The sequence below is a fragment of the Spirosoma pollinicola genome, assembly GCF_002831565.1.
GTDB classification, from domain to species: Bacteria; Bacteroidota; Bacteroidia; order Cytophagales; family Spirosomataceae; genus Spirosoma; species Spirosoma pollinicola.
Genome location: NZ_CP025096.1, coordinates 2,538,269 through 2,550,552, shown reverse-complemented (window position 1 = coordinate 2,550,552; position 12,284 = coordinate 2,538,269). Strand labels below are relative to the sequence as shown.

The following is a 12,284-nucleotide window of genomic DNA, read 5'->3' as shown; positions in this document are numbered from 1 at the left end:
AGTAACCAATGACTACCTTAGCGCACACGGACGTCTATCTGCGCCGTATCATCCTCTCCGTTGGTCGTTCCGTTGCCGGGAACAGAGTCAGGATCGGGAACGGAAGCCGCCTGCACCTGAGCCGTGCAGACACCTTGCCCACTGGTAGAAGCGCGGGCTTTAAACTGTAATGAGACACGGGCGCCTGCGGCCAAACTACTCACCCCACCAACCAATACTCCGCCGGATAGAGCAAAATCATTTCCCGGCACAAAGGTTTGGCTGGCGGGTAAATAAGCCGCAATACTCAGACCTGTTGCTGCCAAACCGCCCTGATTGGTAATCGTAAGGGTATATAAAAGTGTATCACCTACGCCGGGGGTACGCGTATTTACCGACATGCTAAGGCTAACATCGGCCTTGGCTGAGTTAGGCGCAGGTTGATTACTACTAACAGCTGGCAGCGGGACCTGATTCGGATTGGGTGATGTGAATACAGCCGCACTGCCCTGACTCGTCCGAAAATCCAGTTGAGCCGCATCATCCTGACCATCGCCCGTACCGGAATTAGGTTGGCTGTCAAGGTCAATTGTAGCCGCCTGCGCTATTTCAGCTGCGTTCTGGTAGGTGCCGGAAGCTGTTGGTCGGGCCATAAAGCGCAGTATTTGCGTAGCACCGGGATTAATATCAATGGGTACACTGGTCAATACACCTTCATTTACAACAAGATCTGTTGATGAAACAAATTCCAGATTATTGGGCAGACGATTTCTGACAACCACCCCTTTTGCGCCCCCCGGCCCGGCATTACGAACAAACAGGCTAATCGTTACGGGAGTGTTCAGTGAAGGTGTTCGCAGATTGATACCCATTGCCAAACTTAGGTCGGCTTGCTGGGTGATCTGGAACAGATTTGACGGTACAGCAGGCATAGCCGGCGATGAAGCCACTACCCGAACCTGATAGCGACCACTTTGCAGAGCAGCCGGCAGGGTTACCGAGATGGGGCTGGTGGTGCCACTCCCCAAAACACTTTTGTATTGCCCCAATGAATCGAGCAATTGCACCTGCCAGATATTGCCGCTGTTAAACGTACCGAGCGTGCTGAACGAGACTGGCAAGGTAGCACCGGGCAATACGTAGGTAGCCAGATTGCCCGTTACGGCAAACTGAATCGGTGTAACGGGTTTCGCATTCTGAAAAAAAGCATTCGTCATGCTATTGTTCCAGTTTCGGGCAAAACGCGACAGCCCCATATTGACTGGAACGGAGGTCGTATTGAGGTAATATTGCGGGTCGGTAGTTGGGCGTTCTACGTTGCGAAAGTGTACGTCGATGCTGCCCGCATTCCGGTTCTGAATTGTGTCATTATAAGGCCCCTGAAACACATTAAAGCCCGATGTGGCAATTACATTTTCCTGTTGCGTAACGACTTCAGGTGTTGTTTTTTGCCCATTGAACGACGCACGAGCCAGCATCCAGGGTACATTACGTCCACCAAAGTCCTGGCGGGTCTTTTGAATAATGTCCCGCAAACGATCGGCGTAGGTTGGAATAGCCTCACGGGCTACATCGCCCTCCGCTTCGCCCTGATGCCAGAGGATAGACCGAACACCCGACACGGAACCATAGTATTGCAGGACATTTTTCAGGTTCGTATAAGGCTGAAGATTCTCCCAGTTGGCTACGCAGTTATAGGCATTGCAGGCTGGAATTCCGTTGGCGGTTTTTTGCCAGTTATCAATTGTGGACCCATCCCAACCCGCCACAAAAAAAGCGACCGGCACATTGTAGCGATTAACGATATAGTCGCCCAATTCGCCCCACCCCCATGAACTCTCTGCCATTGGAAACACACGACGGCCAGCCGTGAGGGCCTTGAATACCGGCACTGGCGATGGGTCGCCGGATGATAAAAGAGCAGGGGCTGCGGGAGGAGCCGGATAGTAATGGTTGATGGAGTCAATTGCATTTACGCGGTCGGTACGTGTACCCAGGTCGTTGTCGCCAATGCCCAGCCCGCGCGAATTGGACTGGCCCGCCGTAATGAACACCTCGCCAATGCCAACCGGCTGAACGCTTGCCTGTTCTATAACTGTACTGCCCACGAGCGTACGCACCGTGAGCACATACCAGCCACCGGCACCCGTGATGTATCCCAGAAAAAGTTGATTGGTTGGATTGGCCTGTACTGTTTGCCAGACTGTGGCAACGCCCTGGCCGGCAGCAACAGGCGTCAGTTGAGCCTCCACCTTATCGACAACCCCTGTAAACCGCCCCGACAAATACAGGCGACCATTGCCATCGGCCCCGCGCTGCACCACCAGGCGTGGCATTGGATGTGAAAGTTGAAGTTGTGCTAACGCAAAGAACGGCCAAACAACAAACAGAAAAGCCCACTTAATAACCCTAAACATTTAATACTGTGGATATATAAATATATGCGAAAATACAGGAAAGTTTGATTTAGTGAATGGATGTAGGCCGGACTAGTTAGCCAAAGCGAGCGTAACGCACAAAAAAAGGCGGATGTTGCCATCCGCCCTCCCCTATTATTTCTCAAATTCAGCTACACTTTTCCCTTAAGATATTGGGCGGTAAAATTGCCATCGGTCAGTTTTACCATCTCCTCCGGCGTGCCGGTAAAGGTTATGTATCCGCCCGTTTCGCCACCTTCGGGCCCAAGGTCAATGATATGATCGGCGTTTTTGATGACCTCCATATTATGCTCGATAATAATTACCGAATCGCCCTGATCGACGAGGGCATTGATGGCCGAGAGCAATTTTCGAATGTCGTGGAAGTGCAGCCCAGTTGTTGGTTCGTCGAAAATAAACAGCGTACTACCCTTATTTGGATTCCCTTTACCCAGGAACGACGCCAGTTTCACGCGTTGGGCTTCGCCACCCGATAGCGTGTTTGCCGACTGCCCCAGTCCAATATAGCCCAGGCCTACATCCTGCAACGGTTGCAGTTTGTCGGCCATTTTGTTATCAACCTTGCGGAAGAAAACAATGGCTTCATCGACCGTCATATCCAGAATATCGGATATATTTTTATCATGCAGCGTCACCTCCAGTACCTCCTGCTTGAAGCGTTTACCGCCACAGCCTTCGCATTTGAGGTAAATATCGGCCATAAACTGCATCTCGATTTTCACTTCGCCCTCACCCTGGCACACTTCGCAACGCCCCCCGTCGACGTTGAACGAAAAATGGCTTGGTTTATAGGCCCGTGATTTTGACACGGGTTGATCGGCCATGACAGACCGAAGATAATCGTAGGCTTTGATATAGGTGACCGGGTTAGAACGACTAGACTTACCAATTGGGTTCTGGTCGATCATTTCAACTGACGAAATTCGGTCGAGCGAGCCACTTAAGCCATCGAATTTGCCCGCTTCTTCGGTGCCCTCACCCCGTTGCCGCATGAGGGCCGGGTATAGTACTTTCCGAATCAGGGTACTTTTGCCCGAACCCGATACGCCCGTAACAACGGTGAGCGTATTAAGCGGAAACCGTGCATCTACACTTTTAAGGTTGTTTTCACGAGCACCCTTCAGTTCAATGAAGTTTGTCGCTTTCCGGCGAAAAGTTGGTACCGGAACTATTTCGCGGCCCGTAAGGAAATCGATTGTGTGGGATTGGAATGGATAATGGTTAATGGATGATGAATAATGATCTGGGGAAGATTGTCCACTATCTGGAACATTATGTTCATTGTTCACTATCCATTTTTCATTAGCAATATCCGCCCACGTTCCCTGAAACACCAGGTGTCCACCCAGTGTACCGGCGTCGGGGCCAATATCAATGAGTTGGTCGGCAGCCCGCATTACCTCTTCTTCGTGCTCAACGACGATAACGGTATTCCCCATGTCGCGCAGGGATTCCAGCACGCTTACCAGCCGCTGTGTATCGCGCGGGTGAAGTCCAATACTCGGTTCATCCAGAATATACATCGAGCCAACCAGCGCTGACCCAAGTGAAGTAGCCAGCTTAATACGCTGATATTCTCCACCCGACAGTGTGTTGGTTAGTCGATTGAGTGTCAGGTAACCCAGACCAACGCGCTCCATGTAATCCAGTCGATTACGAATCTCAATCAATATCCGATTGGCAATCTGTTGCTGGTGAGCCGGAAGTTCAAGATCGCGGAAGAACGCTGTTATTTGTGTCAACGGCATCAGCACCAGATCGGTGATGGATTTTCCGCCCACTTTAACATAGCTCGCATCTTTACGCAGTCGGGAACCCCGGCACTCCGGACAGGTCGTTTTGCCCCGGTAACGCGACAGCATCACCCGGTATTGAACCTTAAATGTCTGGCTTTCGACAAAATCAAAAAACCCATTGATCCCGTCGAAATACGTGTTGCCCTTCCAGAGAAGTTCTTGTTCAGCAGGGGTCAGGTCTTTATAGGGCCGATGAATCGGGAAGTCGAAGCGAATGCCGTTTTTAAGCAATGGTTTCAAAAACTCCTCGCTCATCTTCTCGCTGCGCCAGGGCGCAATTGCCCCTTCAAACACAGACAGGTTCTTGTCGGGAATTACCAGATCGGGATCAATGCCCAGCACTTTACCAAAGCCATCGCATCGGCGGCAGGCACCGTATGGATTATTGAAGGTAAACAGGTTCACGCTCGGCTCCTCGAACACAATACCGTCAAGCTCGAACTTATCCGAGAAAACGCGGGACTCTTTACCAACCACATCTACTCGACAAGTGCCGTCGCCCTCGCTAAAAGCGGTTTGCACCGAGTCAGAAAAACGGTACAGGTTATCTTCATCAGGCTCGCCCTTTTCGTCGTAGAGTACCGTGCCGCGGTCAACCAGAATTTCTAGTGAAGACCGGGCCGTCGTACGGTGATCCGTTAAGAGTGAAGAATACTGGTCATCATAGACTTCATTCTTCCCTTTTGCTTCTTCACTCGTCAAAATATCTTCAATCTGCAATACCACTCCATTGGCCACAATACGGGTGTAGCCTTTTTGAAGCAGGATGTTCAGTTCGTATTCCAGCGTTCTGTCCTCCCGAACGCGCAACGGTGCCATAATCATGACACGCTGTGGAGCGCCACCCGGCTCAGCTTCGAAGCCGTACATAAAATTAACGACATCCGTAACCGTGTCTTTCTTGACCTCATACCCCGAAATGGGTGAGTAGGTAACACCGGCCCGCCCAAAGAGCAGTTTCAGGTAATCGTATATTTCGGTGGATGTTCCTACCGTCGAGCGGGGATTGCGTGTCGAAACCTTCTGCTCAATGGCGATAGCGGGCGACACACCCTTAATATACTCAACTTCAGGCTTTTCCATACGCCCCAAAAACTGGCGGGCGTAACTACTCAAGCTTTCGACATACATTCGCTGGCCTTCGGCAAACAAGGTGTCAAATGCCAGCGACGATTTTCCCGATCCCGACAGGCCCGTTAAAACAACCAGTTTGTTGCGCGGAATGGCAACATCAATTCCTTTTAGATTGTGTACTTTCGCCCCTTTAATAATAATAAACTGTTTGGGGTCGAGATTGTCAACCGAACGTAGCGGTCCAGTCGGTTCGCCGTTGAGATTCCGGGGTTCGGTTTCCGTGGTCTGAGTCATTCTTAATTAATGAGGGTAAACTCTATCTAAATTTTAACGGTTTAAATCAAAATATGGTTTCTATCTCCTACTTAAAACGGGCTGCGAGACCTAATAATATTCTGTGTTGCAACGAGACCCGATGAATTGCCGTATTAGCTATCGAACGAGATGAATTTTGCGCAGGAAGATATCATCAGGCTGAGTGTATCGCTCGTAATGGGTGGCCTGATTGGCGCCGAGCGGGAATACCACGGCAAGTCGGCGGGGCTGCGAACCATGATTATGATTTGCGTTGGTTCAGCGCTGTTTACGATGGTATCGGGCCGGATTGGCGGCTCTGGCGACCGGATTGCGGCCAATATTGTAAATGGTATCGGTTTCCTTGGCGCAGGTATTATCTTTAGGGAAGATAACCGGATTAAAGGCCTGACGACGGCCGCTACTGTATGGGCCGTATCGGCACTGGGCATGTGTGTGGGCGCAGGGCAATACGATATCGCCCTGGTTGGTTTCGTCTTTATTCTGGGGTCGTTGCTCTTGTTAATGGGGTTTGCCAACCGTATTCAGAAACTGAATCAAACACGCGATTATAAAATTGTAACGGCCTTTCAAAACAAAACGCTGGACCAATACGAAGAGCTTTTCGACGAGTATGATCTTCATTCGACCCGAAGTCAGCAACAACGTATTGGCACTGAGATTATTGGTCACTGGCGCGTTAACGGTGCCGAGCAAAACCATGAAAAATGCATTAAACGTCTGCTAACCGACCCCGAGGTAAAAGAATTTACCTTCTGATTTCGTTACTTACCAAGAGTTATTTTTTTTGTATACAACACCATGAATCATATCCAAAAGTTACTGTTTATCACAGCTTTATTAACGAGTAGCGTAGCCTTCGGACAGATAACTGAAGATCCGGATGATCGCCGGGGGCAGGGCAAAGATCCGCTTCGTACCCAAACGCCGGAAGGTCGACCATTGCCCTTTGGCCAACGATTACGTTTTGGGGGCGGCATTACCGGTTTTCGTTTTGGCAACCCATTTAGCCTGGGTGTTTCGCCGGTTATTGCCTATCAGGCAAGCGAGCGAATGATTGTTGGCGTCGGCGGAAGTTATACCTACACTCGCTACAAGCCCGGTTATATTTATCCTACTCAAGGCGTTACGATCAACCAATACGGGGCCAGGGGCTTTGTCATGTATGAGTTTATTCCAAGCATCTTAGCGAACCTGTATCTGCACGGTGAATTACAGACCAATACATATCAACAAAAAGTAGATCAGGTAGTAGCCGCCTATACAGGAACGATTGCCGCTCCATTTTTAGGGCTGACCTATATGCAACCCATAAGCCGCCGGTTCGGTGTAAATATCACGGCTCTGTACAACCTCAACTACAAGGCAAACGACCCTATCTCTTATCAGGTTTACGGAGGCTCTCCTTTCTTACTGCGGTTATCGTTCTTTTAACACTAATTTATCTGTAGTTCAAAAAAGGCGTTCCTTATTCAGGGAACGCCTTTTCTGTATAAAAAAACCAGATTCCTACTTAAGCTTTTCCCAGATCAGTTCATCAATACGTTGCATACCGGCGTCATTTGGGTGAGCCGCTACCGCACCGTTTGCATATTGACTGGCAAAATACTGCCCCTGTCCTACCATGCTGCTTAAATCAACCAGCGTATATCCTTTTTCGTTGGCTACTTTTCGGATAACCGCATCGGCCTGTGGATTAGACCAGACACTTGTTGTACAAACGATTTTAACCGGTTGGCTGCCACTCAACAAAACCAGCCGCTCCAGAAACGCACGAAAACTAGTTTCAAAGTTACGGGCCTGTACCTGGCTATCGTCCACGTTCTCGCCCATCCGAACCAGAATTAAATCGGGCTTGAACTGTTGTACAGGTTCATTAAACTCATCAATACTATAATTTGACATACCGTATTGACGCTCCAGACTTCCGCTCGACTGTAGTTTAACCGCAACCCCAGCGTATAAGGTTTGCAGTTGCCCCGTCAATAAATGGACAAAATCTTTTTCGGGAGCCGAGGCCGCCATGCCATTATTATTAAACCAGCCCAAATCGGGAGCAGGGCCATGATTCATAATACTATTGCCAATGACCAGCATTCGCTGGAAATAAGGAATGAAACTCACTTTTCCAGTAGCGGTTGTCTTGTCACCCAGGCGAACTCGACCTATCAAATCAATTTTATTATTAACAATAATTTGATTACCTGCCACCCATGTGGTGCCGTTGTCAGTGGAATACTCTACTACAGCCCCATCGGGTAAGGCTGATGCAGAAAGCGTTATCGTCGATCCAAATGCAACAGCCCCACTTTGTGGCGTGAACACGGGTGCGGCCAACGACTGCGGTGTAGGCGTTGGCTCAGGAACTGATGGCGCTGCCGGAGAACCACCAACTGGTTCGGTCACGGAAGGTGTTGGTGTCTTTATGTAGCCAGAGATACGGGTTACAGTTATCTGGACGCAGCCTGTTACACAATCAGGCGACGTTGTTTGCGCGTAACTATCCGGTTGAAAGCTTATCAAGAGGCCTGCAAGGGCAAATAGTCTTGATAGGTTGTTGAGTATAGTGTAGTATGAAATTTTATTCACTTCTGTAGGCCATCTTATCCTTATCATGGCCTAACCAAAACTGTGCCAATTTGCAGTTATCGCCTATTACAGTACTTTAGTAGTTTATATGCTTACTAAGTACGAACTATAAAAAGGCAAAAATATACGTTATTGAATTTTAGCCCAGATCAAATCGGCAATGCGCTGCATGCCTGTATCGTTTGGGTGAGCCGCAACGCCGGAGTTAGCATACTGGCTGGCAAAGTACTGGCCCTGCCCTACCATACATTTTAGGTCAACCAGGGCATGCCCTTTTTCGATTGCCACTTTTCGAACGATAGCGTCAGACTGCGGTCGATCCCAAACGCTGGTTGTAAAAACGAGCCTCACCGGCTGACCATTGTTAGCCAGATAATCCACTAACTGCCGAAACTGCTTCTCAAAATCGCGCTTGGCGACCTGTTGCTGATCAATATTTTCACCAATCCTGACTAGAATTAAATCGGGTTTGAGTTGTTGCAGTGTTTCTTTAAATTCATCCAGGCTGTAGGTTTCGGTTCCAAATTGACGCTCAAAGTCACCACCCGACTGGAGGGTAACGGTCATAGATGGATTTAGCGCCTTTAATCGCCCGGTAAGTAAGTGAACGAAATCTTTTTCGGGCGCTGAGGCCGCCATGCCATTATTATTAAGCCAGCCGAGTTCTGGAGCGGGCCCATGATTCATAATGCTGTTCCCGATAATCAGCATTCGCTGAAAATAAAGAGCAAACAGCGCAGACCGATTAATGGATAACTTATTCCCGGCACGAATTCGGGTTAGAATAGGACCGCCCGAGGTTACGGTAAATTGCTGGCCTGTTACCCAATTGTCGCCGTTATCTACAGAGTACTCTATCACAGCACCAGCAGGCAATGTGTCGGCAGTTAGCCGCACCTGGGTATTCATATAAAACGTCCCGCCATCTGGCAAAAAATGAGGGGGAGGAACCTTCAGCGTATCAAATGCAACAGGCTGGCTCACTGTAACCGAAACAGGCGAACTCGTACTGCTGACCGGCAGTGTAGCACATGGACAGACAGTTGACGATGCGGGAGTTGTGATTATGGCCGCTTTGGGACCAACCAGAGCCGGGTAGTCTGTTGCGCAGCTAAGTACAATAAGGACAACTGCCAGTACACAACTGTACATATTGACTCCCCGAACAATATACTGAAACAAGAGTCTTTTTGAATAACTCATTTAAACGTTTGGTTACATATATGACTATTTCTTAATCTGATATACGAAAAAAACATATTTTTGCGGCAAAAGCATTTTACTTGACGAAAAGCTATCTTAGAGTAACCTATATTATTTTTGTTTATCCATCTATAGTGTATATTTAGTATAGTTGGTTTCTAAAAGAAGGATAGGGATGTTGCATAATGTAGCGTTTCCTAAACTTTGTATACAACAAAATACGTATTTTTGTACCCACCCATTTCCTAAAATACTATGCTGTTTAGTTCAGCAATCTTCTTATTTCTGTTTTTACCTTTCTTTTTGCTCATTTACTATCTGCTCCCAAAGCGTTTTCATAATGCTTTTTTGTTTGCGGCTAGTTTATGTTTTTATGCCTGGGGAGAAGGTCCGGTTGTTTTAGTACTGCTGCTGTCTGCACTTATAAACTACATTGCAGGCCGTTTGATTGAGCAGGGGCGTCGTCGGGCTGGTTTATGGCTATCGCTGGCTGGCAGTTTGTCGTTACTTTTCTACTACAAATATGCCAACTTCTTTGTCGATTCGGTTTTGGGTGTTGCCAAAGCCTTTACCCTACCTGTTCCAGCGGGTTTGGCCCTCACACACATTGCGCTGCCCATTGGTATTAGCTTCTATACATTTCAGGGCATTTCCTACACGCTCGATATTTACTGGGGGCGCATTAAGGCCAACCGCAGTTTTTTAGATTACGGGACCTACGTGGCCATGTTTCCGCACCAGATTGCCGGGCCTATTGTTCGATACGCCGATATCGCGCCCGAACTTGCCGACAGAACCACAACAATTGAAAAATTTGGTATTGGGGCTGAACGGTTCATTCTGGGACTAGCCAAAAAAGTCCTGCTGGCCAATACCTTCGCGAGTCTGGCCGATACCATCTTCAACGCTCCTCCAGATACTTACCCAACCGCAACCGCCTGGCTGGGCATCGTGGGCTATTCACTCCAAATTTATTTCGATTTCTCCGGCTATTCCGACATGGCTATTGGTCTGGGAAAAATGGTTGGATTTGATTTTAAGGAAAATTTCAACTACCCCTATGTTGCCCGTTCGATTCAGGATTTCTGGCGCAGGTGGCACATTTCGCTGTCGAGCTGGTTTCGGGATTATGTCTATATTCCGTTGGGTGGTAATAGGGCCAGCAAAATGCGTACCTATCGCAATCTGTTGATTGTATTCTTTGTGACGGGATTATGGCATGGGGCAAGCTGGAATTTCATTATATGGGGATTATATCATGGGTTATTCCTGCTTATTGAACGGGCCGGTCTGGGCAAACGTCTAGAACGATTATGGCCACCTGTTGCCCATGCCTATACGATTTTGGCGGTGCTGGTTGGCTGGGTATTTTTCCGAACGGAAACCTTGCCGGAAGCTATTCATTTCCTGCAAAAAATGCTCGGTTTGGGAGGCCAGCCTACAGCCATGATGGCTTACCCACCATCCTATTTTCTGAATGCCGAACTGATTGTTTCACTACTCATTGGTTTTGTACTGGCCACACCTGTTTATCCTTACTTCCAACGGGGCTGGGAGCGCCTGGTAGCCCGACTCGTGTCCATCCATATCTTATTAAACTCAATATATGTCGTTGGCTTGTTTGGCTTGTTTGTGTTAGCGGTTATGTATCTGGCTGCTGATACCTACAATCCTTTCATCTATTTTCGATTTTAAGAGTAAGGATAGAACAATGGCAAAAAGAACACCTACAGATGACACTTCTCAAGTTGTTCGTTCAAGAGAAGAAAACAGAAAACCACAGCGATTCAAAACCACGTTGATCAGCCTGGGCTTTGGGCTTTTGCTAACGTTACCCATACTGGATCAGTGGCTGACGTTGTCCTCAGGTTTTCAAAGTTCCGAAAAGAGGGGGTTGGCACCATTGCCCAGCTTTAACTTTCCGCATGTTCAAACATACATCGCTCAATTTAACCGATACTATAAAGAGAATTTTGGCTGGCGAAACGCCCTATTTTATGTCTACAGTCGATGGAAATATAGGATACTGGCTACCTCACCTTTACCCGAAAAAGTATTAATAGGTCAAAACGGCTGGTTTTATCCGGGCAACAGCCTGAATAAAATTTTAAATCAGCACTGGGGTTTGGCCCCAATACACGTTGATACACTGGCGTCAATTGCTCGCCATTTGAGCCAGCTTCAGCGCCAGTGTGACGCGCAAGGCGCAAAATTGTATGTTTTCGTTGCACCCGACTCATACACCATTTACCCGGAGAACTTACCCAGTTTTTTACCGAAGAAGCTACCGTCGTCTAATTTTGACCGCTTTCAGGCCTATATGAGTCAACACACAACCATTCCGGTTGTGGATGTACGAAAGGCATTGATAGCCGCTAAAAGTGACCACGTTCTCTATCAACAGACAGATACGCACTGGAATGAGTTTGGGGCATTGGTCGCTACGCAAGCCCTGGTAAACAGGCTTCGGCAAGATTTCCCTCTGCTGCCCGTAGCCCGGCTTTCCGACTTTGTCGTTAAGCCTGTACAAGGTGTTGGTGGCGATCTGGTTACAATGCTTACGCTGCATCATGAACTGGTTGACTCAATAGATTATAAACTCACCCCCGCCAGACCTCTGCACGCTCGAAATACCGAAACAGTACATATAGTAAATGAACTGCCGTACCAACGGTTCGTTATCAACTCGCCAACGTTGCCCAAGTTGTTGCTTATAGGTGATTCGTTTAGCTTTGCAATGACTACGTCTTTACCGGAGTATTTCCGGGAGTCCTATCTGGTTCGGGCACACACCTTCGACATGAACCTAGTTAAACGTGAACACCCTGATATTGTGGTTATTGAGATTGTTGAACGGAACATTGACTCTCTAGGCCAGTTATAGTTCTTA

General features: G+C 48.2%; 8 protein-coding genes. 4 read left to right on the top strand and 4 right to left on the bottom strand.

Annotated elements, in window-relative coordinates; genetic code table 11:
• Positions 1–17: 17 nt before the first annotated feature.
• Positions 18–2,315, bottom strand: coding sequence for a sialate O-acetylesterase (locus CWM47_RS10835; protein WP_317046728.1), 2,298 nt, complete (start codon positions 2,313–2,315; stop codon positions 18–20).
• 233 nt (positions 2,316–2,548) lie between these two features.
• Entirely contained in the window at positions 2,549–5,581 is a 3,033-nt protein-coding gene (locus tag CWM47_RS10830; RefSeq protein ID WP_100987994.1) for an excinuclease ABC subunit UvrA, read from the bottom strand.
• A 150-nt stretch (positions 5,582–5,731) separates the two neighbouring features.
• On the opposite strand from CWM47_RS10830, the gene CWM47_RS10825 reads away from it, so the two are divergent.
• Positions 5,732–6,361 (top strand): MgtC/SapB family protein, encoded by a 630-nt coding sequence (locus CWM47_RS10825; protein WP_100987993.1) that lies wholly within the window; start codon positions 5,732–5,734, stop codon positions 6,359–6,361.
• A gap of 42 nt (positions 6,362–6,403) precedes the next feature.
• Entirely contained in the window at positions 6,404–7,036 is a 633-nt protein-coding gene (locus tag CWM47_RS10820) for a hypothetical protein (RefSeq protein ID WP_100987992.1), read from the top strand.
• Positions 7,037–7,111: 75 nt separating this feature from the next.
• On the opposite strand, the gene CWM47_RS10815 is transcribed toward CWM47_RS10820, so the two are convergent.
• A complete protein-coding gene (locus tag CWM47_RS10815) occupies positions 7,112–8,008 on the bottom strand; it encodes an SGNH/GDSL hydrolase family protein (RefSeq protein ID WP_240625834.1) in 897 nt (298 codons plus the stop codon).
• Between the two features lie 312 nt (positions 8,009–8,320).
• Positions 8,321–9,394: an SGNH/GDSL hydrolase family protein gene (locus tag CWM47_RS10810; RefSeq protein ID WP_240625832.1), complete on the bottom strand. Its 1,074-nt coding sequence runs from the start codon at positions 9,392–9,394 to the stop codon at positions 8,321–8,323.
• Between the two features lie 255 nt (positions 9,395–9,649).
• Here CWM47_RS10810 and CWM47_RS10805 point away from each other — a divergent pair, with 255 nt between their 5' ends.
• Complete coding sequence (locus CWM47_RS10805; RefSeq protein ID WP_100987990.1) at positions 9,650–11,089, top strand: MBOAT family O-acyltransferase; 1,440 nt, start codon at positions 9,650–9,652, stop codon at positions 11,087–11,089.
• A gap of 16 nt (positions 11,090–11,105) precedes the next feature.
• Positions 11,106–12,278: an alginate O-acetyltransferase AlgX-related protein gene (locus tag CWM47_RS10800; RefSeq protein WP_100987989.1), complete on the top strand. Its 1,173-nt coding sequence runs from the start codon at positions 11,106–11,108 to the stop codon at positions 12,276–12,278.
• Positions 12,279–12,284 lie beyond the last annotated feature (6 nt).

What these genes read in the sequence shown, in the direction of transcription:
- CWM47_RS10800 (WP_100987989.1), top strand. Translation starts at nt 11,106, where the DNA reads ATGGCAAAAAGAACACCTACAGATGACACTTCTCAAGTTGTTCGTTCA.
- CWM47_RS10830 (WP_100987994.1), bottom strand. Translation starts at nt 5,581, where the DNA reads ATGACTCAGACCACGGAAACCGAACCCCGGAATCTCAACGGCGAACCG.
- CWM47_RS10825 (WP_100987993.1), top strand. Translation starts at nt 5,732, where the DNA reads ATGAATTTTGCGCAGGAAGATATCATCAGGCTGAGTGTATCGCTCGTA.
- CWM47_RS10835 (WP_317046728.1), bottom strand. Translation starts at nt 2,315, where the DNA reads ATGCCACGCCTGGTGGTGCAGCGCGGGGCCGATGGCAATGGTCGCCTG.
- CWM47_RS10820 (WP_100987992.1), top strand. Translation starts at nt 6,404, where the DNA reads ATGAATCATATCCAAAAGTTACTGTTTATCACAGCTTTATTAACGAGT.
- CWM47_RS10810 (WP_240625832.1), bottom strand. Translation starts at nt 9,394, where the DNA reads ATGAGTTATTCAAAAAGACTCTTGTTTCAGTATATTGTTCGGGGAGTC.
- CWM47_RS10805 (WP_100987990.1), top strand. Translation starts at nt 9,650, where the DNA reads ATGCTGTTTAGTTCAGCAATCTTCTTATTTCTGTTTTTACCTTTCTTT.